The organism is Ruania zhangjianzhongii (genome assembly GCF_008000995.1).
Lineage (GTDB): Bacteria > Actinomycetota > Actinomycetes > Actinomycetales > Beutenbergiaceae > Ruania > Ruania zhangjianzhongii.
Genome location: NZ_CP042827.1, coordinates 15,801 through 38,372 on the forward strand (window position 1 = coordinate 15,801; position 22,572 = coordinate 38,372).

24 protein-coding genes and 1 pseudogene are annotated in these 22,572 nt (G+C 67.0%); 8 read left to right on the forward strand and 17 right to left on the reverse strand.

Annotation, left to right across the window (positions count from 1 at the left end; genetic code table 11):
- Positions 1-138 precede the first annotated feature (138 nt).
- The 3 genes from FU260_RS00090 (at position 139) to FU260_RS00100 (ending at position 2,344) form a co-directional block, all read left to right on the forward strand.
- Positions 139-522: a hypothetical protein gene (locus FU260_RS00090; RefSeq protein WP_147915203.1), complete on the forward strand. Its 384-nt coding sequence runs from the start codon at positions 139-141 to the stop codon at positions 520-522.
- Positions 523-668: 146 nt separating this feature from the next.
- Positions 669-965, forward strand: a complete 297-nt coding sequence (locus FU260_RS00095) for a hypothetical protein (protein WP_147915204.1) — start codon at positions 669-671, stop codon at positions 963-965.
- Positions 966-967: 2 nt separating this feature from the next.
- A complete protein-coding gene (locus FU260_RS00100) occupies positions 968-2,344 on the forward strand; it encodes a hypothetical protein (protein ID WP_147915205.1) in 1,377 nt (458 codons plus the stop codon).
- A 2-nt stretch (positions 2,345-2,346) separates the two neighbouring features.
- Here FU260_RS00100 and FU260_RS00105 read toward each other — a convergent pair whose 3' ends face one another.
- Together FU260_RS00105 and FU260_RS00110 are read right to left on the reverse strand one after the other, a co-directional pair.
- Complete coding sequence (locus FU260_RS00105) at positions 2,347-3,048, reverse strand: RES domain-containing protein (RefSeq protein ID WP_168211575.1); 702 nt, start codon at positions 3,046-3,048, stop codon at positions 2,347-2,349.
- 4 nt (positions 3,049-3,052) lie between these two features.
- Positions 3,053-3,448 (reverse strand): hypothetical protein, encoded by a 396-nt coding sequence (locus tag FU260_RS00110; protein WP_147915207.1) that lies wholly within the window; start codon positions 3,446-3,448, stop codon positions 3,053-3,055.
- A gap of 197 nt (positions 3,449-3,645) precedes the next feature.
- Between FU260_RS00110 and FU260_RS00115 the strand changes: the two genes are divergently transcribed.
- From FU260_RS00115 to FU260_RS00125, 3 genes are all read left to right on the forward strand, one after another.
- Positions 3,646-4,143, forward strand: a complete 498-nt coding sequence (locus tag FU260_RS00115; protein ID WP_147915208.1) for a hypothetical protein — start codon at positions 3,646-3,648, stop codon at positions 4,141-4,143.
- Between the two features lie 109 nt (positions 4,144-4,252).
- On the forward strand, positions 4,253-5,167 hold the full coding sequence (locus tag FU260_RS00120) for a hypothetical protein (RefSeq protein WP_147915209.1): 915 nt from the start codon (positions 4,253-4,255) through the stop codon (positions 5,165-5,167).
- 837 nt (positions 5,168-6,004) lie between these two features.
- Complete coding sequence (locus FU260_RS00125; RefSeq protein ID WP_147915210.1) at positions 6,005-6,865, forward strand: hypothetical protein; 861 nt, start codon at positions 6,005-6,007, stop codon at positions 6,863-6,865.
- Positions 6,866-6,955: 90 nt separating this feature from the next.
- On the opposite strand, the gene FU260_RS00130 is transcribed toward FU260_RS00125, so the two are convergent.
- The 6 genes and pseudogenes from FU260_RS00130 to FU260_RS00150 form a co-directional block, all read right to left on the reverse strand.
- Positions 6,956-8,086 (reverse strand): HNH endonuclease family protein, encoded by a 1,131-nt coding sequence (locus tag FU260_RS00130; RefSeq protein WP_147915211.1) that lies wholly within the window; start codon positions 8,084-8,086, stop codon positions 6,956-6,958.
- Complete coding sequence (locus tag FU260_RS00135) at positions 8,083-9,195, reverse strand: adenine-specific methyltransferase EcoRI family protein (protein ID WP_147915212.1); 1,113 nt, start codon at positions 9,193-9,195, stop codon at positions 8,083-8,085. Before FU260_RS00135 ends, FU260_RS00130 begins: the two co-directional genes overlap by 4 nt.
- Before the next feature lie 151 nt (positions 9,196-9,346).
- Positions 9,347-10,438: a toprim domain-containing protein gene (locus FU260_RS00140; RefSeq protein ID WP_244951236.1), complete on the reverse strand. Its 1,092-nt coding sequence runs from the start codon at positions 10,436-10,438 to the stop codon at positions 9,347-9,349.
- A 93-nt stretch (positions 10,439-10,531) separates the two neighbouring features.
- A pseudogene (locus FU260_RS23930) lies at positions 10,532-13,254 on the reverse strand (AAA family ATPase); the annotation flags it as partial.
- Positions 13,158-13,877 (reverse strand): MobF family relaxase, encoded by a 720-nt coding sequence (mobF, locus tag FU260_RS23935; protein ID WP_342355232.1) that lies wholly within the window; start codon positions 13,875-13,877, stop codon positions 13,158-13,160. The pseudogene FU260_RS23930 and the gene mobF, both read right to left, overlap by 97 nt.
- A gap of 166 nt (positions 13,878-14,043) precedes the next feature.
- Positions 14,044-14,235, reverse strand: a complete 192-nt coding sequence (locus tag FU260_RS00150) for a hypothetical protein (protein ID WP_147915215.1) — start codon at positions 14,233-14,235, stop codon at positions 14,044-14,046.
- Positions 14,236-14,476: 241 nt separating this feature from the next.
- On the opposite strand from FU260_RS00150, the gene FU260_RS00155 reads away from it, so the two are divergent.
- Positions 14,477-14,776, forward strand: a complete 300-nt coding sequence (locus FU260_RS00155) for a hypothetical protein (RefSeq protein ID WP_147915216.1) — start codon at positions 14,477-14,479, stop codon at positions 14,774-14,776.
- Between the two features lie 5 nt (positions 14,777-14,781).
- Positions 14,782-15,285, forward strand: coding sequence for a hypothetical protein (locus FU260_RS00160; RefSeq protein ID WP_147915217.1), 504 nt, complete (start codon positions 14,782-14,784; stop codon positions 15,283-15,285).
- Between the two features lie 171 nt (positions 15,286-15,456).
- Here the strand turns inward: FU260_RS00160 and FU260_RS00165 are convergent, their stop codons facing one another.
- From FU260_RS00165 to FU260_RS00005, 9 genes are all read right to left on the reverse strand, one after another.
- A complete protein-coding gene (locus tag FU260_RS00165) occupies positions 15,457-17,322 on the reverse strand; it encodes a helicase-related protein (protein ID WP_147915218.1) in 1,866 nt (621 codons plus the stop codon).
- A gap of 13 nt (positions 17,323-17,335) precedes the next feature.
- A complete protein-coding gene (locus FU260_RS00170; RefSeq protein WP_147915219.1) occupies positions 17,336-17,539 on the reverse strand; it encodes a hypothetical protein in 204 nt (67 codons plus the stop codon).
- 335 nt (positions 17,540-17,874) lie between these two features.
- On the reverse strand, positions 17,875-18,078 hold the full coding sequence (locus FU260_RS00175; protein ID WP_147915220.1) for a DEAD/DEAH box helicase: 204 nt from the start codon (positions 18,076-18,078) through the stop codon (positions 17,875-17,877).
- A gap of 69 nt (positions 18,079-18,147) precedes the next feature.
- Positions 18,148-18,555 (reverse strand): hypothetical protein, encoded by a 408-nt coding sequence (locus tag FU260_RS00180; RefSeq protein WP_147915221.1) that lies wholly within the window; start codon positions 18,553-18,555, stop codon positions 18,148-18,150.
- 284 nt (positions 18,556-18,839) lie between these two features.
- Positions 18,840-19,454, reverse strand: a complete 615-nt coding sequence (locus FU260_RS00185; protein WP_147915222.1) for a hypothetical protein — start codon at positions 19,452-19,454, stop codon at positions 18,840-18,842.
- 148 nt (positions 19,455-19,602) lie between these two features.
- Positions 19,603-20,388, reverse strand: a complete 786-nt coding sequence (locus FU260_RS00190; RefSeq protein ID WP_147915223.1) for a class I SAM-dependent methyltransferase — start codon at positions 20,386-20,388, stop codon at positions 19,603-19,605.
- Between the two features lie 146 nt (positions 20,389-20,534).
- A complete protein-coding gene (locus FU260_RS00195) occupies positions 20,535-21,068 on the reverse strand; it encodes a hypothetical protein (protein WP_147915224.1) in 534 nt (177 codons plus the stop codon).
- Between the two features lie 383 nt (positions 21,069-21,451).
- Positions 21,452-21,808 (reverse strand): hypothetical protein, encoded by a 357-nt coding sequence (locus FU260_RS00200; RefSeq protein WP_147915225.1) that lies wholly within the window; start codon positions 21,806-21,808, stop codon positions 21,452-21,454.
- Positions 21,805-22,563 carry a ParA family protein gene (locus tag FU260_RS00005; RefSeq protein ID WP_244951238.1) on the reverse strand — a complete coding sequence of 253 codons (759 nt, stop codon included), beginning with the start codon at positions 22,561-22,563 and terminating at the stop codon, positions 21,805-21,807. Before FU260_RS00005 ends, FU260_RS00200 begins: the two co-directional genes overlap by 4 nt.
- Between the last annotated feature and the right edge of the window lie 9 nt (positions 22,564-22,572).

A 22,572-nucleotide genomic window follows, 5' to 3' on the forward strand; every position in this document is an offset into this window, starting at 1 on the left:
TGACCGCCTCCAGGGTCAGATTGATGACCTGACGGACATCGTGGCCACACTGGTAGAGCGGGCCGCCGGCACACCCGAGTCTGAGGCCGCCGCCCCCTGGTCCTGGCGCGCCACAACCGGGGAACGCCGCGAGGCCCTGTGGGGGAGCTCACGCGCTGGGTCGAGTGGCACAACGAGCGGTACGGGCGAGTCAACCCGGACTGGACGATTCATCCGTGTTGGTTCCGTCACCCGGCCGTGGTCGAGCACCTGACAGCGCTCATGGTCGCCTGGCGCGCCGCATACGAGTCCGACAAGCCCTCACGCGAGGCCGCCATCTGGCATGACCAGATGAACAGCATCCACACCCGGATGACAGGGGCGGCCTGGGGGTTCAAGAACTGTGCCGGCGGACATCGAGAGCCCGCGGAACAACCTACCGATAGCGATCCTGAGGCCCTCGCCGCGCACATCGCGGCGGACGTGCAGGCACATCCAGATACCGTCCCGGCCGTCAGTTCACTGCGATTGGCGCAGTCATGACCAGCGCGGCCGCTGTGCCTGCTGCTCACCCGAGCGCGCACCGGGTTCATGCCGGGTATCCACACGTGACCGGTATTGTGCAACGCTATCCACAGTATGCGCGCTGGAAGTTGAGGAGGGGTGAGGTGGCCGCGGACTATCCAGAGATGAAGATTCCTACCTCGCCCCAGAGCACCGCCATGGAGCACCTGCGCGGCGTGCTCCACGCCATCTCCACCCAGGGCCGGCCAGGCCTGGCTTCGTACGCGATGATGGCCTACGCCCTCATCTCCGAGGTAACCCCGCCCTACCCACCACCCCCCGAGCTACCCGCAGCCCCCACACTCACCGAGGCTCAGGCTGCGCTCGATGAGGCACTGGTAGCCGCAACAACACCGCGTGAGATGCTCCGACTCGTCGACGCCGGGGACATGCTCAGCGGCGCGGTCGAGGATGACGAATAGCCATGCGCGCGTGGCAAGTGCAGGACATCGCCGACATCGCCCGCCACTGGGCGATGTCGGCGCGTGCAGACCTCACCGAGGCACTCACCGACGAGCGGATGAAGGGCCTCGTGCTGGCCACTCGCCAGGAGACCATTGACCTCGCCGAAGCCATGACCCTTCGTGCCGGTGTCTACCACCCTAAGCAGCTCGCCGAGCGCAAACGTCCCCCGACCGTTCGCGAACTCGAGAGGGACCCCGCGCGGGCCTTCGCCGGCCTCCTGCAAATCTACCCCCGCCCGGCCCTGTCGCAGCTGCCCGCTGACGTTCTGCGAGGCGAGCCACACAACGAGACGGAGGCCACGTGGCGGCATGTTCTCGACCTAACTGTCGCGGGCCGAGAGCGCGGAAGAGCCGATGGCGAGCTGGCGAGCTCAGAAGAGAAGTGGCGCACCCTGGCTGACGCCACCGCCCTGGCAAGCATCGTTGCGATCGCCGACGAGCACGCCCAGCTGATCGATACTGACGGTGCGGGCGAATACGCCTACGGCATGAGCAGAGCGCTTCGATTCGCCGCACAGCACGTACAACGACTCGCGGGCCTCCCCGGCGAGCGTGGCGACGACACTGGTCTGACCCCTGCCGCCCGTCCCGTGCGCGTCACCTCGGCTGCAACGCTGCTCGAAGCACAGCGGCGACTCGTGACGTTCATCCGCGATGATGACGCCTCGCCCACCACCGCGGCCTTCTTCGCCGCGGCTCATGAGACCGTGCTGGAGAAATTGGGAGAAGTCACCCCTAGCCCGCCAGGTTGGGTCGAGCAGACTCGCGAGCAGCTCCGCGGCATCAGCATCCGCGAGCTGAACACCATCCGTCCCGAAGCAACGCCGCGGCGCGCCACTGGGCAACTTGTGAGCATCGTGCAGTACCTCAAGTCAGCACCGGTGACCGAAGTTGCTCCAATCGCGCGTGTGAGCCTGGCTGCGGCTGCGGCAGGCATCACCGCGGCCGCAGCCAGGACTCACACTGAACTTGCAGGCAAAGATTGGGTGATTTCGCACGGTGTCGTCGCCGATACCCAGGAGATCCTCTGGCAGCCGACCCGCGCACCCCATGACCCACCGCGGCTGGCCACGGCACTCGATGCGGCCTCAGCTATCGCATCCCCCCACGCCGAAACCCCCGCCAGGCCCGAGCCAACCCGCGCGGCCGCGTTGCTCGAGGATGTGCTGGCGCGTCAGACACAACGTCCAGTCTCCCCAGGTCAACGTCCCGGCGACGACACGGCGGCGCGTCTGCGCCAATTGCAGGAGAAGCTCGCAGCCGATCCCAGGGAGCGCGCGGCCTCGTTTGAGGAACCGCAACAGCCCTCTCGCGGACCCGCACAGGGCGGAATCTGAGGTTAGCTCCCCTCGGCCCAGTTCAGTCCGTGTAGTCGGAATGCCGTGACGAGTTCCGGATGATCGGGGGGCAGCGCCACGGGGCGGAGGTTGGACAGGTGGGGGCTGACGCTGGGGTCGCCGGCGTGCTCGAAGATCGCCCAGAGTTCGACCTCGTCGCCGTGGCGAGAGGCAAAGCGGACGCCGGCGACTTCGGTCGTGGCGTGCAGGTGCGTGGCGACATGCTGGGTCAGCTCCCGCGGTCGAGCCCGTCGTAGCGCGGCCGCGTCGAAGTCGGGCTGGCCGAGCCGGTAGGCGAGTGCGATGAACGTTGGCCGTAGAGCGGCGATCGACTCCGTCGCGGTGACGTCGCAGAACGTGCCCCGCAGGGTGGCTGAGGCCGCCTCCCGGGGCTGCAGCCAGCTGTAGGGCACGTGGCCGGCCGGTGCAGTGGGATAGGCTTCGTCGTCCTCGATGCCGGCCATCTGCGCTGTCAGTGCGGGGTCTGGGCGGAAATGCGCAAGCACCTCCAGCAGGCAACCGAGCAGCGTCGATCCGGCGTAGGTGGTGCGGAAGACGCCTCGGTGGTCATCCCACCGGCCGGGGAACCGGCCGTCAGTTCCGGCGAACTCCCAGCCGGCCCACGCCCAGGGGGCCGGCGCGTACCCGATCCTGTAGACCTGTTGGTCTACAGGGAGCAGGACCAGCTGAGGCGTTGCCGGCACGTGCCTAGCCAACGGCAGCGAAGGCTCGCGCGGCCGCGAGGACCAGCGGGCCGACCGTCGACAGGTCACCCTCGCGCAGCAGCCGCGCAGGGGCCACATCCTCCAGCTGGGGGTTCATGCCTTGGAACCACGCCTGCACCACGGCGGCGGTGTCTTTCTGACGCAACAGCGCTGTGATCTGGTAGACGGTGCGCAGCCGGTTGATTACCTCGGTCGACGGCTCCCGGGTACCTTCGGCCCACTGCCTGACCGCACGCGTCTCGGTCACCGAGCCCAGGTAGGCGACCAGCTTCGCACCCAGGCTCTCGCGCAGCCGCGTCACCAAGTCGGCGGTGCTGAGCCGCATCGACTCCTCGTAAGCACGAAGGTCCGCACGGGGCCCGCTCGTAGTCGTCGTCATGTCCTCAGCATCTCACGCCACGACGACTCTCACAAGCGCAAACCTTGCTAGATCACATCCAAGATCACACCGCCGATAACACCCGTTATGTCATTACCTAGTCTGCGTATTGCATCATATGAATCATCTGTAGTAGGCCCGAAACACCAGCCAGTCTCCCTCCCCAAACAGCGGGGCCCGGGAGTAACGTCCTGGCCATGGACCTACGTGCGCAACTGGCCGGCGATCTGCGCGCAGCCATGACACGCGTTGCTGCGTCGAGCCAGAACCGGGACGAACTACGGCGCGCACTGGTCGAGACGCTGTCTCACCTATTCGCTTGGCGAGAGTACGAGAAGCGCGAATTTACAAGTCGAACCGGGCAGCGCATTCAGGGCCTGGCCGACACCGACGCCGAACACGGCCTGTGGGTGGAGGCACTGCTGCTGTGGCGGATCGTCGCCGAACATCACCCTGAGCAACTGGTCGAACTACGTGTGGCGCCTCTGTTCCTTGGACGGCGGACCTTCTTGAGTGAATGGCTGTACCTCGGAGCGAACCTGTGCCTAGTCAACTGGGACGAAATCCCTGAACGCATCCGAACGGATCGAACGCCGCGGTCAATATTCTTCCGCGACTGGCTCGCTGGTCAGCCCATCCTTCCGGCGTTCGGCATCGCCGCTCGGTGCCTCGAATCCGTGAACGCCGCGCCGTAGTCGCCGCGCCGACCCATGACCCTCGGGCCTAGCTTCGCGGCACCCTGACCCGGTACAGACAGTTCTCTGAGCGCCCCCGCGGAGCGCGCTTCGAAGCTAGAATTGGTCTGTGGATGAGCACCGCTACCCCGTTCCACCCGAGGTCAGCCGAGCATTCACGGAAATCTCGCATCGCGCCCGCTTCATCCAGCACATGTTTCAGTCGGTCAGCGACCCAGCGCCGGGGTCAAACTTCGCCAACGTTGACGCCCGATACCCATTCGAGAAGGTATCCGACCGGGCGCGGCACTATGTGAGCTCGGCACTGGAGCACCTCATCATGTGGGCCGACTACGCGGCCCCACTGAAGTTTCATCCAGAGCAGACGACAACCTTCACCATGCGACCGGCGCAGACACTGGCAAGAGCCGCACTCGAGAGTGGAGCGCAGGCAGTCTGGTTACTAGACACGACCGACCCGATCGAGTGCCTCCGGCGACACCTGAGCCTGATCCGATGGGACCTGTCCGAATACCGCAAGAGTCGCCTTGATGCCGTCGGCAAGGCAAGGGTCAGACTACTGGACGAGGAACTGGTCGCCCGCGTCGCGCCCGTCTTCACAGAAGAACAGGTTCGCCCACCTAATGGCTACCTGTGGGTCATCCAGCAAGCGTGCCGACCAGGCGACCTCGACTTGGATGCGGCGTCCGCCGAACGGCTTTGGCGCGCCGCTAGCGGTTCCGCACATGGCATGTACTGGACGAACCTCGAACTGACTTCGATCGAAGTGGGCGAAGAGTACGAGCCTGGACACTTCCGCACAGTCACCACGCCCGATCCGCAACCGATGGCTGATGTGTTGGAGGCCAGTAGCAAGGTCGTCACCTACGCAGCGCTGAAGTACGTGATGTACTCGGGCGAAGATCCTGCGCCACGCATTGCACGTGCCCGGGAGTGGCTCGCAGAGCGCGTCCCACTGAAACCGGGAGCCGCGCCGGATGTACGCAACCGCCTGGCATCGGGTGTCGGGAGCGAGGAATGGTGAGCCGGAAGGCCTGGGTGATCACCTGCCTAGTCCACGACCTCACTTTGGCCATTCCCGACGTAGTTTCGGGAGCGCCACTCATCATGCTCCCCGGCCGCACTGCTCGGGAACGGATCGAAGGCGCGATGATTGCGGCGTCTCAGCTACTCACCAGTTCGAACCCGTCGGTGATGGTCCGAGCGTTGCGGCCACCTCGGGCCGAGCAGGCTGAGTGGGACCACCTCGGCCTTAGCGCTCGACTTGGCCTCAATCCGCAGATCCTCGCTCACCACGCCACCCTCCGATACCGACAGAACTCAACGACTGAGGAAGTGACTGAGGTCGTTTCGTACTCCTTCTCGCCATGGGTCACCCACCACGAGATCAAGACCTTGGCGATGCAGATGGAGGCAGACAGCAGTGTCGACCTCACTCAGGGGTTCGACGATGCTCGCCGTCAGCTGAGGCGCCACACCCGGACGTGGTCCCGGCGAAACTGATCAGCCTGTAGCCCTCATCAATGGCGCGACGAATAGTGTTCACGCGAATACTGCTGGCTACCAGTCGTACTCTGCGTATTGCATCAGATGAATCGCCGCCGGTCCCCGATCGACGTCCTGCTGGCGATGCGTCGGCCGAGGCTCTGGCCTGCGCAGACGCCTGGCCACGTCCAGGGTCGGGCGGGCAGCGAGACGCCCGGTACGCTGTAGCGGCTACCTCGCCTATGAAGGCATGCCGCTGACCAGCGAGAACATCGCAGACGTCTCATCTGATGCATCATTGAGGCATCGGGTGTAGCCGCGGGCCAGCGTCGGCAGTGCGAGGCAAGGTCGAAGCTGCAGTGAGACAATCACGCGGGTGACCGACCTATGGACCCCGCCGGATCTCTCGCCTGAGGAGGCTGCCGCCTTCGTCACGCCTGGTGTAGGGCTTCCTACGCACGCGCGGGAGCCATTGCTCCGCTGGATCACTAACGGCAAGTACGACCACGACCCCTTCCGATGGTCGGTGATGGTTGACTTCCAGAACGCATCTCGCCAAGACCATGGCTTCCTAGTGCAGAACGAGATACGGACAGGTGACGCCATAACCGCGCTGCGGAAGTTGGACTTGAAGCGCCTGACGTATCTGCTCGACTACCTGCTCATGCTCCAGCGCCCGGTGCCGGGCTTTCGGCCAAACCCGCCAGATCGTGTCGAGGCTCTCGACGCCATCCTGCGGGCAGCCGGCGCTGGATGGCGGGTAGGTGATCGAGGTGGTCGGTGGGGGCTCGTCGCCGCAGTGAACACTGGCGTAGAGCGAGTCGTTGCAGAGGTTGTGTCGTCCGCGGACCGAGCTGCAGCGTTGCTCAAGTCAGCGTGGGATGCCGCGTTCGGCGTGACCCCTCAAGCGAGTCACGCATACCATGACGCCGTGCGAGCCGTTGAGGTCTACTCCTGCCCTCTGTTCTCGACAAAGGACAAGTCAGCGACACTGGGCAAGGACATCGCGGTCATCCGAAGCAGACCAGAGGCCTGGAGCTTTGCGCTAGCTGGGTCGCGGAACTCGACGGGCGTTGAGCAACTTGTCTCAGCGATGCAACTTCTGTGGCATAGCCACACTGATCGACACGGCAGGGAGGACTACGAGGATGTGTCGATCGAGGCGGCGCGGGCAGCTGTGCTGCTGGCTTCCACGTTGGTGGGATGGTTCTCTCTAGGACTCGTCAAGCGCTCCTGAAAGTTGGCCGGCATCCCCTAGCGACCTCGGCGGCCGCGACGGCCGCCCGATCTCGCGGACCCGAGAGCTGATCATGAAGTCGAGGCGGCGCTAAAAGTCGCCCTTCGAGCGGTTGCAGGCGACGCACAGCATCTGGCAGTTCTCGGGGATGGTCCTCCCTCCCTTCGACCAAGGCACGATGTGGTCGGCATCCATCTCTTCGATACCGAACTTCTTTTTGCCGTCGCTGTTGCCGGGCGTCTTGCACCGGTCACCGTTGGCGCAAAGCCCTCGCTGCCTCTCGTACGCCTCGCGTCTCTGCCGGTCATCGAACTTCCGGATCTTCAAATGCCGTTCGTCCCCGTCGAGGACATATTCATAGATGCCGGGATGGGAATCCACGTCGAGGTCCTGCATTAACTCTGAGACTCGTGCTTCCATCGCGTCCGGGTCGTACTCCGTCTCGCCGAACCGCCTGAACAGGTCGCCCCAGTCGACCCGCTTCATCTCCTTGCCTCGATACACGGAGAACGTGGCCATGACCCAGTCGATCACGGCCTGGAAGTGGTCCCAGAGCTCTTGGGCGTCCGGGTCGTGCTGGTGAACCTGCATATAATCTTTGATCTGGCCCGGGGACACCCAGTCGATCGCCTTCTCCAAGAGTTCTTGCCGGATCGGGCTCCCCGTAACGTACTTCGAAGCCAGTTGGTACGCGGGGCCGCCCGGACGGGAGAAGATCCGCTTCGCATGCGCCAACCAGGGGCCCGTATAGATGGCGTTGCGTAATTCCTGTTCGGTGAGCGTCTCGCCAGCGATGTTGACGATCTCGAACCAGGCGAGCTTCTCCTCCTCGGTTCCCTCGCACAGGTACACCATTAGCTCGTAGTCGAGGATCTGCTGCCGTTGGGTCGGGGAGAGGTTGTGGAATCCCTTCGGGTTGCCGTCGACATCCACCGAGAAATGTTCGGCGACGTACTGGCAGAAACTGATCGTGCGTTGCTGGCCGTCCAGGACTTCGATGGTGCCGTCATCGTTCTGGGCCCAGTACATCACGTTGAGCGGGTACCCGTTCCTGATGGTGTTGATCACCAGGTCGCGCTGGGTGGTCTTGTAGACGAACTCACGCTGGTAGGGCGGGCGAACGTTCAGCAGCCCGTCGTAGGCGACCACCCCCTCCTCCTGATTGTCCACGAACCCGGCGGCCACCTCGCCAACAGTCACGCCGATCGGTTCGATCTTCACGAAACGCCCCCGATCCGGCGGATGACGACCCGTTCGTAGACACCCCGGTAGCGGTCCTTGGCGATCGGCACAAAGAACTTCCCCGTGCCGCCGACCCGGTTGCCCTTCGCGGACACGTACTGGTCCGGCTCGGCGTACTTCGCCATCGGCTCGGCGAGCTTGGTGCTGATCCCGACGATCTCGAACTGTTCAGGGTTGTAACGGTCGAGGAACGTGATCGGCACCCCCATGTGCCCCTCGTAATCCATCGGAATGTCGGACGCCCTGTCCACGTCGATCCCGTCATAGTTCACGTAGGTCGGGTACTCCTCAGGCGAGTACCTCTTGTACAGCACCATGTTCTGATGCCGCCTCGTGGTCTCCAGGTTCGTGTACCAATAGACACGGCCCATGCTCTGGTACTTGACGCCGTCCTCGATCTTCCAGCGTTCCTTGGTCTTGATCGTGTATTCGTCCGGCACCCGGAACCACTTCGTTCCACCGTTCTCGTACCCGAACCACACCTTGTTCTGGACGAAGAGCGGAAAGATCGAGGAGTATTTGGCCGCATTCTGGTCCCCGAGCACCAGGAACTGCTTGCCGTGGTCGATCAGCTGGGCGATGAACTCCCGGAACAGGCTGAATGGAGGGTTGGTAACGACGACGTCGGCCTCCTCGAGAAGTTCGATGGCCTCGCGGCTCCGGAAATCACCATCGCCCTTCAGTGGAGTCATCACGTTCGCATCGTGGCGAAGGAGGTGCTCGACGTCGCTCAGGTCGATCGCGCCGTCATCGTTACGGTCGGGCACCTCGCTGATCTCCACCTTGAACACGTCGCGGGGACGTTCTGCCTGCAACCCGGCCGCGTCGAACAGGGAGAGTTGCTGACCGGTGATCGGCGAGCCGGCGTAGGAGGTTGCGCTCAACTTCCGCAGGCCGAGCTGGTTGAAGTTCATCGCGAAGAACTTGAAGAAGTTGCTCTCGAACGGGTCGTCGCAGTTGCAGAACACAGTCTTGCCCTTGAACTGAGGGCGGTAGTGCCGAAGCTCGGCCTCGATGTCGACAAGTTGCGTGTACCACTCGTCCAGAGCGCTCCGGTTGCGCGCACTCAGCGCCTCGTTGCTAGCCAATCCTTGCTCCACCTCTTCGCATGTTCAACCAACTGCAGCCATCCTAGGTGTGCCGGCTAAGGCGGGCAGGCTCGATGTCCGAACTGAACTACAGCGAGACCTGATCCGCCGGGTCTCGACCGTCGGGCCTGGCCTCGTACGGGTTGGCCTGTCACATGGTCGGTCCGCGGTCGCTGGGGCCTGATTGGTCGTGCCCGGGTGGCGGCTCGTTGACGGGGTTCTGGCGCTGGTGGTCGTGCTCGGCGAGCAGCTGCTGTAGTTCGTGCAGGTGGGACTGGTCCGTGGTGCCGGCGTCGGTGAGTTGGTCCAGGTTGTGTCGCATGTCGGAGAGGCGTCTAGTTCGGGCGGCTGCTGTGAGGGCAAGGTGGTCATCACGCGGTTCGGCGGTCACGAGTGTCTCCAAGGCAGAGCGCGCGGTGTTGTACGCGCGTTCTTGGACGTCGTCTGTTGGAGCGCTGCCGAGGATCTGATCGGTGCTGGTGATGCCGTAGCGATCGCGGTACGCGGCGATCGCGCGCACCCGTCTGCGCCAGGTGTGCCGTCCTTCGGGGGCTTCGGGGGCAGGGACGATGCGTGCGGCCCAGGGTTCCTGGTCATGTTCGACTCGGTCGACGAGTTGGTCGAGGCGAGCGTCGATCAGGTCGGCCTGGCGGACGATCCAGGCGCGCACTGCTTCGTCGAGCATCGGCGGTCGTGGGGCGAGCTGTGCGTGCTCGCGCTGGTCGAGGACGACTTCAGCGACGGCGAGTGGGTCCATGCCCGGCCGGCTGGCGAGGTAGCCAGCGGCCGCGGTCTGCTGCTGCACCGGCAGACGGCTGACGGCGCCGAGCACGGCCCGCATGGCCCCGACGCGGCCCTCGGGACTGTCCAGGTCGAACTGGGACAAGCCGACGTCAATGGCGGTGTGCGTAAGGGGTCGAGCGTCGGTGATGGCCTGGACCACCTCGGCGTGACGGCCCTCCTGCACCAGGTCACCGGGGTCGTTGCCCGGGAATGCCGCAGCGCGAACGTTGGCTACTTCGGCTCCCGTGAGTTTGTCCCAGAGCCGAGTCGCGGATTGCCGGCCGGCAGCATCGTTGTCGAAGCCCACGATCATGGTGGCGACCGCATCGGGGTGCAGGCCGCGCAGCTGCTCCAGCTGCTCCTGGGTCACTGCGGTGCCGCACGGCGCCAGTGGCACCACCATGGTTCGGGCCGCGGCGCGTACCGCCTCGACGTCGGCGGCCCCCTCCAGCAGCACCACGGGGACACCGGCGGCGATGGCCTCCCGCCCTGCTGGGTCGAGCCCGTAGAGGGTCGCGGACTTCTCGTAAGCGGGGTGGGAGGGGTGGTTAACGTACTTCGGGGCGCGATCATCGCTCGTGGCCGGGTTCGCACGGGCGGTGACCGCCACGACCGCACCGTCGCTGTTGTGGATCGGGAAGACACGCGGTCGCGGAAGCGATCGATGAGGCGGCCGTCGCGGGTTCGTGTTGCCACACCGGCAGTGATCAGGTCCTCGTCCGTGTAGCCGGCCGCTTGGAGGTGTTCGACCAGCCGGGTCCAGCTCGCTGGGGCGCGGCCGTGCTCGGCGTGGGCCAGCCCGCGCCCGGTCAGGTAGTCGGCGGTCCAGTCCTCCTGGCCTGCTGCTTGCTGTTGCCACCATGCCCATGCCGCGGCGTTGATGGCGATCGCCGTAGCGGCCTCGGGTGTCGGCTCTGTGGGTTCTTTGGCGCCGGGCGCCGTGGCCTGCGGCGCGGGTTCGTCGGTGGGTGGGGCGCTGATCCAGTCGGGCAGCTCGTACCCGTCCGCAGCAGCGGCGTTCGCCGGCGGGGGCCCGAGTCGGTGGTGCAGCACCTGGGCCACCGACTTAACCCCGGCCAGTTCTCGCTCGTTCATGACTTCGCGTAGCAGTAGCGTCGGGTCGGCGCCGGCGGCTTCGTGGGTGGCCAGGCGGGTCGCCAGTGCCCGCCACGCTGGGTCGGCGATCACGGCGTCTGCGGCCGGCTTGGGCAGTGCGTGTCGCACCACGGCCTGCAGCCGGGCGTCTCGGCCTGGTTCGAGGGACTCGGCGATCGCGTCCTCATAGGCGGGTACCAGGGTGGCCAGGCTGACGGCGTCCTCGTGCTCACGGAGTAGTACGCCGAGGGCGGCGCTTTCGTCGCCCTCGGTGCGGATCATCTGCATCAGCGCGTCCCGTGCGGCACGGGCGGGATCGGTCTGCTCGTGCGGGTCGGGTTCGATCAGGTCGCGGGTCTCGACATAGGCGCGGTTGTCGAGTCGGCCGCGGGTCAGTGCCGTGTAGAGCAGGTCACGGGTCGAGCCGCGGTTCAGTACCGCGTGGCAGGTGTCCACGGTCAGGCCCTGGGCCCGGTGGATCGTGCTGGCGTAGCCGAGCTCGGTATGCGCGGTCACGTATCTGCCCGGCAGCACCGTCCGGGCACGGGTGCGTAGGTGGCGCACCCGCAGCGAGCCATCCTCGTGCACCTTCTCCACCCGCCAGAGGTCGCCGTTCTTGACGTAGTCGGTCTTACCCGCCCGCAGCCGCCGGTCGTTGTGGCGGGTCAACACGGTGTCGCCGCGGCGACAGGCCAACCCGTCGCGCAGATCCACCGCCTCGCTCCCCCGCACGTCCCCCGCGGCGATGCGGTGCAGCTGGGCGCGCTCGTTCAGGGCGCGTACGTCCTCGGCGCGGACCGCGAGCATCAGCGAGGCGCGGCCACGGTCGGTGTCCTGGCGCCAGGCGGCGTAGGCCTCCTCCAGCAGCCCGTCCACCGCTCCCCCGCGTACCCGGTCGGCTTCGATGTAGAAGTCCAGTGCGGTGACATCGCCCGTCCGTAGCCGCAGCGATGCCTGCGCCTCTCCCTTCGTGGCGAAGCGGTGGACCTGGCGCAGCTGGACCGAGCCGACGACCTGCTCCACCAGGCGCACCGCTCCCCCGGCGCCGACCGCGTTGAGCTGGGCCGGGTCGCCCAACAGCCGCACTCCGGCGCCCGCGTCGGCGGCGATGGCCGCGGCGCGCTGCAGGTCGAGGGTGCCAGCCATAGCCGCCTCGTCGACGAGCACCAGGGTGCTCTCGTCCACGGCGAAGTTGGCGGTGGTGCTGTCCTCGGTGTGCTCGTGCAGGAACTTGGCCAGCGTCTCGGCCTCGATGCCGAGCTCCTGGCGTAGCACCGCGGCCGCGGCCGCGGACGGAGCGAGGGCAAGCACGCGCACGCCGCCCGCCGTCGCGGCCGCGACCAGGGCACGCATGGCTGTCGTCTTGCCGGCCCCGGCAGGGCCGATGCCTACCTCGATGCGTCGGCCGCCGCAGGCGAACCGGCGCGCCAGGGCGCGCTGCTCGACGCTCAGCGGGCGCTTCTTCGATGCGGCGTCGAGTCGGTCCAGGACGCTCTCCACGAGGTCCTCGGCCACGCGGGGGCCCGCCTCCTCGGTGGCCGTGTCGACGAGCTGCTGCTCGGCATCGATGACTCGCGGGTGGCTGTAGAGCATCGCCCCGTGCACCGAGTACACCGAGGACCCGTCCGCGCGAGATAGCGTCTTCGGTGTCGGGTTCACCTCCTCCGGGCTTAGCTGCGTGGACGTAGCCAGCACCGCATCCGTGATCGTCTGCTCCATCGCCGCCGCGTCGAGGACAGGCACTGGCAGGTCCCGCATGATCCGCTGGACCTCGGCGCGCACGTGCCACTGGTTCCAGGTGGCGCGCCGTTCGATCAGCGCGCCCGAGACACGCTGTACGACCTCCTCGGCCGTCAGCTCCGGCCCCTGCTCCGCTGTCGCGCGTCCGAGGCTGCTGTGCAGCATCTGCTCTACCGCGTGCTGGTCACCGAGCACGCGGGCGGCCCGGTCCCGCCACTGCCCCACTCGTTCGGACAGCGGCCGCAGGTCCTCCTTCGGTCCCCGCGTCTGCAGGGTCGCCTGCTGGGCGAGCCGGTGCTGTGCCGCCCGGTCAGGGTCGCGCCCGTGCTGGGCGCGGTAGGTCTCTACCAGGGTCGCGTAGGAACGTTCGATGTCGGCGCGGCGGGAGGAGAACTCCTCCCGCACACTCTTGTCGATGCCGACGATCTCGCGCACCGGCATCCCCCGTCCGCTCGTGCCTCGGGCGCGAACTCCACCCCGAGGCGGGCCTTCAGCTCGCGCTCGACGTTGCCGTTGTAGCGTTCGGAGGCCGCCACGCCGAGGGCGTGCAGCACCCGGCCGTCCAGGCTCAGCCACCGCCCGTCCACGTCCGGATCTGCCGAGCGTGCCTGCACCCGGTTGGAGACGGCCACGTGGGTGTGCAGGTTCGGGTCGCCCGCCCGGGAGTCGAGGTGATCGAAGGCCGCAGCGATCAGTCCGTGGGTGTCGACCTGCTTGACTCCCCCTGCGCCGAGCCGGGTCAGCCCGGCCTCCTTCTCCACCCATGCCAGGGCTTCCCGCCAGGCGGCACGGTGTGCGTCGGCGACCTGTGCCTGCACCGGTTCATCGGCCAACGCCCACAGCGTCGAGACGCTCTTCGCGGGGGTGAACACCAGGTCGTAGCCGGCGACCGGGTGGCGCTGCTCCCGGCCCACGCTGGCGAGCAGCTGTGCCACCTGCGCATCACTAACCGGCCCCTCATGCAGCCTGCCGGAGACCTGCCGTGCGGCCGCCCATCGCAGCTCGTCCCGCTCCGGCCCCGGCAGCGGGTCGCGGTCATTCTCGGCCTTGAACGAGGCGAACAACGACGACAGCAGCTCGCCGTAGCCGTAGTCATCCGGCGGGTCGTACCGGGCGAACCTGCGCCCGAGCTGGGAGGCCGGTCGGCCTCCTTCACGCTCGCTCCGGCAATGAGGGCTTCGCGCTCGATGCGCTCTGCATCGGGGTGCCGCCCCTCCCCGAACAAGTTCTTCATCTGCGACTCGTCCACGACCCCGGACACGTCGAGTCCGGCCAGCCCGGCACCCACTCCCCCGGCGGGTTGCCGTGCTGCAGGTAGTACGCCGACAGGTCCTCGCCCCGTTCGCGGGCGACGTCGGCGGAGGCGACCTGCCGGGTCAGGTAGGTATAGCCGTCCCCTGCGTGCAGGACGTGCACCGTCATCATGACGCAGTGTCACCTCCCTGTTCGGCCTGCCTCACACTGTAGTGCAAGAGGTGTGTCAATCCTGAGAGTCTGGACATTCCTTGAATGATGGGTCTAGGTTCGACACAAGGAACTCAAGTTCTACGGGTTGTCGAGAGTGTGACTAGGTGTCGAGGTCAAGGGGTGGGTCTGGATCATGGCTGGTAAGACAACTGCTCAGGTAGAAGCACGACAGCGTGCCAGGCAAGCACGCCTGGCATTGGACGCCGAACGCATCGCACGTGAGGAACAGGTCGATGACGCTGCCGCCGACTACCTGCTCCTAGCCGATGAGCGCGCGACGCTGCTTCAGTCCGTGCACGCGGTCGAGGAGCGCATGCTCGCGCCGGTCACCCGGCTCGTCGAGCTCGGTGAGTCGCGGCGCCGCATCCTCGCGCTGCTGAACCTCGAGGCCGACGATGCCCGCCGCGTCAGCGGCCACATTCGCAGCCTCAAAACGAACGCCGAGCTGGCGGCCACGAGAAGTGGCGGCGCCGTCGAGACTGGTCAGCAGGGCTGACCCTCGTGCCCGGGCCCGCAGACGGTAGCCTGTGGATCGAACGGCCGGAATGGCTCGCCGCGGCTCTCGATGCTGAGGGTGTTAGGCGGCGGTACTGGTCCAAGGTCTACGCGCCCTCCCCCGAAGGGTGCTGGTACTGGACCGGTGCCGTCAGCGGCAAGGGCCACGGCCGGTTCTGGATCGGTAACGGGCACGTGATCATCGCCCACCGGTTCGCCTACGCCCTCGCACACCCAGGCTCGACGTTGCCCGCGGTGGTCGCCCACGAGTGTGACAATCCGCTCTGTCAGAATCCCGGTACAGGTCACCTGCACGCCTCCACACACGCCGAAAACCGGGCCGAGTGGTCGCAACGGCGCTTCACGATCGCCAGCCCACTACGCGATGCCCGCGGCTCCCTCGGCCGCGCGATTGCCCTGCGGGGCGCCGCCCGCAGGCGGGCTCAGCTGGACGCTACCGCGGCCGCCGGCCTACGCCCCCTCGACCGCGATCAGCCGCCGCTGTGGTGAGGGCCCGTAATGAGCCACAGGCCCTCCGAGTGGCGACCGTCCGCCGGCGGGGCCTGACGGCACGCCACATAGGCTCCGGCTGCATCCAGGCACGCCGTGCGGATGGCATCGCTCGCGCCGTGGGTTAGAGGTGTGGGCCTTCTTGTGCCGGGCTGGGCTGGCGCTGTGGGGTCAGCTCCTCCTCGTGAGCGTCTGGTTCGCTGGTGCGGTCACGTAGCCGGCGGAGGCTCTCGTGGGTGGTCTCGCGGGTCTCCTGGGTGGGTGTGGCGGTCTGCGCGGCGCGGTCGCGTAGTCGTCGGAGTCGCTCGCGGGTCCTGTCGTGGGCGTCTCGCTCTCGCCGGGCTCGGGTGGATCTTGGAGTGCGGGCGTGTCGGTGGGTTCTTGGCCGGCCAGGCGTTGGTTGATCCGCGCGGCGTGCGCGCGGGCGAGGTCGAGCTCGTCGGCGAACGGGAAGAGGGCTCCGAGCCGTGCGTCGGCTTGTGAGATGGTCTTGTGTGCCTGGTCGAGCTCGCTGTTGACGGTGGCGTGGGTGTGGGGGATGGCTGTGACCTTGTTCTCCAGCTGCCTGATGATGCCGAGGTTGGGGCTGAGGGCGTTCTCGGCCAGATGTGTGCTTGCTGATCGGGGTACGTCCTGGAGGCTGAGTTCGTAGCCGTTGTGGAAGTGGCTGCTGATGCGTTCGGCTATGACGGTCTGCCCGCCGATCGTGGCGAGGTCGGTTGCTCCGCGGCCGGGGGTGGGGCCTGATTCCCTGAGGGTTGTGGCGAGGGCTTCGGCGGCGTCGGCGCGTCTGGTGTAGGGGGTGCCGGCCACGGTCATGTGGAAGTTCTCGCCGCTGGTGTCGATGCTGCGTGCCTGCGCGGCCTGGAGGGCTTCGGCGTGGTGTTGGAGGGTGTCGATGGCGTCGGAGGCCATGCGCCGGTTGTACTCCAGGGTGGTTTGGGCGCGGTGGTGGGCGCGTTCCTGGCGGGTGAGCTTCTCGACCTTGGCGTCGATCTCGGCCTTCTCCAGCAGGAGGGGGTTGCCGGAGGCGATGGCCTTGGCTTCGGTGGCCGACAGGGCGGTGTCACCGATGTCTTCGATCTCGCGCATGTCCAGGCGCCCGCGCATCAGCTGGGCGATGAACTTGGCCTTGCGGGCCACTGTCTGCCAGGTGTAGGCGTCGAATGATCCCTCGACCACGTACCGGTACAGGGCGACTTCCTCGTTCTGGTTGCCCTGGCGGATGGCGCGGCCGTCGCGTTGCTCGACGTCGGCCGGGCGCCAGGGACAATCGATGTGGTGCAGCGCGCTGACGCGGTCCTGGACGTTGGTGCCCATTCCCATCTTCTTGGTCGATCCCATGAGCACGGCGACGTGCCCACTGCGGGCGGCCGCGAACAGGCGGGCTTTCTCGGAGTCGTTCTTGGCCTCGTGCATGAAGCGGATCTGACCGGCGGGCATGCCGCGGTCGATGAGCTTGGACTTGAGTTCGTGGTAGGCGTCCCAGTGCTCATCTGATGGGGTGCCCAGGTCGCAGAAGACCAGCTGGAGGCTTCCCGGCAGCGGGCTTGGGTTTCCGTCGGCGGCGAGGTACTGGTTGGCGGCGTTGGCCTGCCAGTGGGTGGTGATGGTGTCGGCGACGGCGTCGAGCTTGACCGGCCCTGTGGGCTCCTCTGCGCCGTCGAGGAGGCGTAGGTCGAGGGCCGCGGCTCGCCCGTCGGTGCTGACCTTGAGCATGTTGTCGGTCTCGCGGTCCACCAGGCGCTGGGCGATGGCGTCGGCGCGATCGGCGATGTGCTCGATGTAGGCCTGCAGCTCGTTGGTGGGTTGGATGAGAACGGTCTCGGCGGCGCGTTGCCCGTCGCTGGCTCTGGCCGTGATCGCCGGGGTGGGCAGGTTGAGGTCCTCGGCGGTCTTGACGTCGGCGAAGGTGTGCCACAGGCGTAGCAGCTCGGGGACGTTCTGGAACCGGGAAAAACCTGGTCTTCTGTCGGAAGTCGCCGGCCGCGTCCCATCTTCGATCTCGGTGAGGTCTGGCCGAAGGTGGCCGCCCACCCGTCGAAGCTGGTCACTCCCGCCTTCTCCAGCAGGTCGGGCGTAGATACCGCTGAGTGACGTAGGCCTCGGTGATGGAGTTGGCCAGCGGCGTGGCGGTGGCCAACGTCGCCACGCGCTTGCCGTGCCGGGAGCGCAGATACTCCAGCTTCATGTGCAGGTCCGAGGCCTGGTCGCTCCCGGCGATGTTGGCGTCGGGGATGCTGGACTCGGTCATGAGGGTTCTTGAATCGTGCGCCCTCATCGACGAGCAGGTAGTCGATGCTGTGTCCTCGAGAGGTGATGCCTGGGTCTCGGGGAGCGTCGAGCTTCTTCTTCTATGTATTCCTCTTTGCGCAGGATCAGCTTCTCGATGCGCTTCACGCTCAGATCGGCGCCTTGCTCACGGGCGTGCTCCAGGCTCGCGCGCAGCTGCCAGTTCGCGGTCGATGTACTCGGCTGCCGTCTGGGGTGAGGTCCCGATGCGCTTGAAGGCGCCGTGTGTGAGCACGATCGCGTCCAGTCGTTGGCGGCGGCTCGTGCGACGAACATGCGGCGTCGTTCCCGGTCAGGTCACTGCTGGAGGCGGCCAGGATGCGTGCTGGGGTAGGCCTGGAGCCACTCGCGGGTGAACTGCTCGAGCATGTGGTTGGGCACGATCGCTGCGGGTTTGCGGACGAGTCCCATCCGTCGCATCTCGTGGGCGCCGACCACCATCTCGAGGGTCTTGCCTGCGCCGACCTGATGGAACAGGCCGGTGGCCGGCTCGGCGATCATGCGGGCCACGCCGCGCGCTGGTGCGGGCGCAGAGAGAGTGTCTCGGACAGTCCCGGCAGGCTCAGGTAGTCACCTGCCTGGTCGTAGTCGCGCAGTCTGATTCGCGTTGAAGCGGCGGTTGTAGTCGGCGGCTAGTGCGCTGGCGCGCTCGGGCTCATCCCATACCCACTCGCTGAACTGCTCCTGCAGCTGCTGTGCCTTGACCTGGGCGGCCTCGGTCTCGACCGGGTTGAGAACGTAGCGCTTCGTGCCATCGTCGGCGTCAACACGGTCATGGACGAGGACCGGTGACTGGGCCATCAGCTGCTCAGCGATCCGGCCGGCGCTCTTGCGCTCGGTGCCCCATTCCTCGGTGGCGGCCAGGCCGTGGTCGCCGCCGCGGACCTTCCACTGTCCCGGCAGGGGGTTCTCGACCCGGACGTAGCGGTCGTCCAGCAGTTCGGCCAGGAATGCTGGTGGACCTCCGGGGGGATCCACACCGCGCCCAGGCGTGCGCTGATCTCCTCCGGTCCCAGGGGCTCGGGCAGCACCTCCTGAAGGGCCTCGACGTTGGCCGATACTGCGGGTCCTTCTCGGCGGCCTCGCGGGCGTGGTCGAGTTTGGTGTAGATGTCCCGGAGAGGTAGTCGGGAGCATGGACGAGCTCGCCGGTGGCGGGGTCGTCATAGGCCAGCGTGCCTAGGGCCGCGCGTGCGGCGCGCGGGTCGGTGCGCAGCAGGTCGGCGATCCGCTCCAGGTCCAGGCGCCCGCTCTCGTCGAGGCTCAGCGCGATCGCCTCGGCCGGGCTCTCGCTCCCTGGACCTGCGGCCGGGGCGCGAGGGCGCGCTCGGTCAGGAACGTGGCCGGGTTGGCGCTCTGGTCGGCATCCTCGAAGTTCTCCAGCGCCATCACCAGAGCGTGGTGTGGGTCGGTCTTGAAGGTGTGCATCACCGGTGGCCGGTGGCGGGCCATGCTCTCCTCGCCGAGCACCAGCTCGCCCGCTTCGTCGCGGATGGGTTCGCCGGTGGCCTCATCCAGCACCTTCTCGAACCTGCCGGTGCGGCGCAGCTCGTACCGGTTCAACGGGCCGTACTCGCCGACGTAGGCGTCATAGGCTGCGTGCAGCTCCTGTCGCTGCTGCTGCAGTACGGGCGTGTCCTGTGCCTCGCCAGCTTCGGCTTCCAACAAGTTCCGGGCCTGGTCGCGCAGTCCGATCAGGGCCCGTAGCTCGCGTGTCTGGGTCTGTGGCACGGCCAACGGCTCGAGCATGGCGTTCTTGACCACATGGAACTCCCCCGGCCGTTCGCCGAGGAGGATGGTGCCGTCCCAACGCTGGCCCTCGGGGGCGAGCACTGCGGTGCTGGGTGTGGCCTGTGGTCCGTCCGCGCGCTCGGTCACCGTCAGGTCCTGCTGGTGGCCTGCGCGAGGAGGCCGGCCAGCCGCTCTGCCATGAGCAGGTGCGTGGGCTCGGCCTTGTCGGGCTGCACTTGCAGGGTGTCCTGGCCGTACATGCCCTGTCCGAGGGTGCAACTGTCCTAGGACGAGCTCAGGGTTCAGTTGCCAGTAGGTGTTGATCTTGACCTGCTGGCATCGACGGCACCGGGGTGACCGTCTCCCATGAGGTGTCGCGTTTGGGTTCGCCAGGCATCCGGCGGCGAAGGATCACCAGGTCGGTGACCGCCTCGGTCCCGGCCGCTCGTTGATGAGCCCCGGTGGGCAGGCGTACTGCTCCGACCAGATCGCCCATGGCGTTCATCTCCCGCCGGGCGGCCGGGTTGGTGGCATCCATCGTGTAGCGAGAGGTCAGCACGGCCACTACCCCGCCGGGCCGGGTCAGCGCCAGGGCCTTGATGATGAAGTAGTTGTGCATCGAGTGCCGGCCGGGGTTGAACTCCGGGTCGTGCAGGACGATATCCCCGAAGGGCACATTGCCCACAACGGCGTCTGCCACGCCGCGGGGCAAGCGCGTGTCAGCGAAGGACTCGGTGCGCACGGCGGCCTCGGGGTACAGGCCGCGCGCGATCGTCGCCGAGATGGGGTCGAGCTCGATCCCGGTCATCTTGACCCCTGCGGGTGCCATGCCGATGAAGGTGCCCGAGCCAGCGCCCGGCTCGAGCACCTCCCCCGCGGTAAGCCCCAAGCCGGCGACCGCCGTCCAGATCTCGCGGACATAGGCCGGATCGGTGTAGTGGGCGTTCAGGGTCGTGCGGCGCGCGGCCGCCCACTCATCGGCACTGAGTAGCCCGCGCAACTGCTCGCGCTCGTTCTCCCATTCACCGTTGCTTTCATCGAAGACCTGCGGTATCGCTCCCCAACTCGACCAACGCGCCATCACCTGCTGTTCTGCCGCCGTGGCTGGCCGGCGGTCGCGCTCGAGGCGCTTGGCGAACTCGATCGCTGCGATATTGGCCCGGAACCGTGCTCGAGGACTCGCGGGCGCGAGGTCTTCCTGACTCTCCGGCCGGAAGCTGGCTCCGACTACTGCGCCGGCCCTAGTTCCTGTAGCTGCAGAATGCGGTCGCGAACCTCCGCCTCGCTCATCTGTTGCGGGTCCACGGCCTCGATCAGGGGCCGAAGCTTGTGCAGGTAGGTCAGCTGGTCCTGCTGCTCCTGGCTCAGGATCGGCTCCGGCCAGCCCTCCATCTCGGCCAGGTTCTGCGCCTGGTCGTTGATGTGGTCGATCAGCCTCGGAATGTCGGACGGGCTCGGCAACTGCGCCAGCAACTCCTCCAGCTCCTCGGTCAGGTCGGTCTCGACCTGGACCGAGTACACCTGATCGGTCAGGGCTACCTCCTCGGCCTGGCGCCGAATCGCCTTGAGCTGTCCCGCCTTCTCCAGATATGGCAGGTCCGCCGGCAGCTCCGCCTCCAACCGGCTCGCGGCCCCCTCCACCTGGGCCGCTATCGACTCCCCCACCTGGGTGAAGTAGGTCTGGGGGTCCTCCAGTGCCGCGTACCGGGCCGGTGCGTGCTTCATCCAGTGATCGCGCGCCATCATCCCGTACCTGTTCATCGGGCCTCCCAGCATCGAATAGGGTGCCTTGCTCAGCAAGGGCGGTCTCTGCGGGCGTAGGAGGGGCCCATCGGGCCTCATCGACTCGCGCGTCGGCCTCTGCCTCGCTGAGAGCCCAAAGGTCGAGCGACTGTTGCCCATCGATCTCGCGTCGTCGCGCCATGCCACCCTTCCTGTCCCCAGACAGCGACAGGCTAGCAACACCCGCGACCGCGGCTGATCGTATCTACAGCACCTCATCGGGTTCCGTCCTCCCCTTTCCGCCTTTCGCTAGCCGTTGCGACAGACCCGTGAGCACGATGAGGACGAGGACCGCTGCAACGACCCGTGATAACGCATCGGCTAACGGCTCGGGAAAGTGCGGGGTGACGTCTGGCATGCCCTCAGCCCCAGACACGCCTGATGGCCTGCTCGATGGCCGCGCGCTGCGTAAGCCGCTCACCGCGGGCGCGGGCGGCGGAGACGGCGGCATCGAGCAGTTGCACGACGTCGGGGGCGACCCTGACGCTGAGCTGCACGGTCGCCGCGCGTGCGGCAGGGGGCGATGCTGTGGGCATCGCACGCGCCGGCGACAGATCCGCAGTGGGGCCAGGCTTCGACGTCGGTGCCTTCTGCTGGGGTATCGCAGGTGCCTGCTGTGTTGCTGTGGTGGGTGTGGGCCGGGGATCGATGGGGTCCACGCTCTCGTCGGCCGCTGGCCGTGGCCGGCGTCGGAGCGAGGCGGGCCGCTCTTCAGTCATGCGAGGACCTCCTTAGCGAGCTGCGCATAGGCCGCGAGGACCTCTTGGCCCTTGCGGTATCGGCCGTACCACGTTCCGGCAAATCGGACCTCGGGAACGATGGCTAGCAGCGGCACGATGGGTAGGAGCAGTAGGCCGGTCTCGCGGAGCTGGTCAACCGCCTCGACCTCGGGGCGACTCATGAAGCCGGTGCCCTCGCGGGTGCATACGATGCCCGCCTCGATGAGGTCGACTGGCGCGCCCAGCTTCGCGCGGTTGCGCTGGAAGTGCTCGACCGTGTGGCGAGCACCGCCGACCCCGTCCACGCCATCGCCGTTAGCTTGCGCGGCGTAGACCACCCGGTCGGCGGCGTGCAGAGCGTTCAAGGTCAACGGGCCACCCTGGCGGTTCGGGCAGTCGATGACGACTACGTCGGCGACGACCCCCTCCAGTGCTGTGCGTAGGCGCAGCTCCGCGAAGTCAGCGCGATCGGCCTCGCGGTTGGAGACGCTGCGACCGCTGGGCACGACCCTGAGCGTGTCGAACCATGAACTCTGGACGGCGAGGTCCTCGACCCAACCGGTTGGCTCGGCCTCGGCGAGGATCGCACCGACATGCAGCCCCTCCCCCACCGGCTCCACATCGAGCCACTTGGTGCTCGCTGCCCTCGGGTCCAGGTCAATCAGGATCGTGCGCTTGCCCTCGCTCGCGTAGATGGCAGCAAGGGAGACCGCGGCGGTCGTCTTCGTGACGCCGCCCGCTTCGCTGTAGACCATGACAACATC

Coding starts and splice junctions, on each gene's coding strand:
- FU260_RS00095 (WP_147915204.1), top strand. CDS start 669: ATGAAGATTCCTACCTCGCCCCAGAGCACCGCCATGGAGCACCTGCGC.
- FU260_RS00100 (WP_147915205.1), top strand. CDS start 968: ATGCGCGCGTGGCAAGTGCAGGACATCGCCGACATCGCCCGCCACTGG.
- FU260_RS00110 (WP_147915207.1), bottom strand. CDS start 3,448: ATGACGACGACTACGAGCGGGCCCCGTGCGGACCTTCGTGCTTACGAG.
- FU260_RS00115 (WP_147915208.1), top strand. CDS start 3,646: ATGGACCTACGTGCGCAACTGGCCGGCGATCTGCGCGCAGCCATGACA.
- FU260_RS00150 (WP_147915215.1), bottom strand. CDS start 14,235: ATGACGGTGCACGTCCTGCACGCAGGGGACGGCTATACCTACCTGACC.
- FU260_RS00170 (WP_147915219.1), bottom strand. CDS start 17,539: ATGACCGAGTCCAGCATCCCCGACGCCAACATCGCCGGGAGCGACCAG.
- FU260_RS00175 (WP_147915220.1), bottom strand. CDS start 18,078: ATGATCGCCGAGCCGGCCACCGGCCTGTTCCATCAGGTCGGCGCAGGC.
- FU260_RS00190 (WP_147915223.1), bottom strand. CDS start 20,388: ATGGCGCGTTGGTCGAGTTGGGGAGCGATACCGCAGGTCTTCGATGAA.
- FU260_RS00195 (WP_147915224.1), bottom strand. CDS start 21,068: ATGAACAGGTACGGGATGATGGCGCGCGATCACTGGATGAAGCACGCA.
- FU260_RS00200 (WP_147915225.1), bottom strand. CDS start 21,808: ATGACTGAAGAGCGGCCCGCCTCGCTCCGACGCCGGCCACGGCCAGCG.
- FU260_RS00005 (WP_244951238.1), bottom strand. CDS start 22,563: ATGGTCTACAGCGAAGCGGGCGGCGTCACGAAGACGACCGCCGCGGTC.